1 protein-coding gene is annotated in these 207 nt (G+C 44.9%); it reads right to left on the reverse strand.

Features of this window, described 5'->3' with window-relative positions; genetic code table 11:
- A partial coding sequence (locus tag V6252_RS13805; protein WP_341610801.1) for a UvrD-helicase domain-containing protein occupies nt 1–207 on the reverse strand: 207 nt, incomplete at both ends.

The following is a 207-nucleotide window of genomic DNA, read 5'->3' on the forward strand; positions in this document are numbered from 1 at the left end:
GCATGAGGATAATTCTCACCGAAGAGCAGAATGTTTTCATAATTGGCACCGCGAAACGCGTTAATACTTTGATTGTCGTCACCGACGACCATCAGCGATACCGACTCAGGCTCGGATATTAAGTCGATTAGCTGCTTTTGCGGAATATTGGTGTCTTGATACTCATCAAGCATAATATAGCGATACTGGCTTTGCAGCAGCTGTCGA

The sequence above is a fragment of the Psychrobacter proteolyticus genome (assembly GCF_038155145.1).
Classification (GTDB): domain Bacteria; phylum Pseudomonadota; class Gammaproteobacteria; order Pseudomonadales; family Moraxellaceae; genus Psychrobacter; species Psychrobacter proteolyticus_B.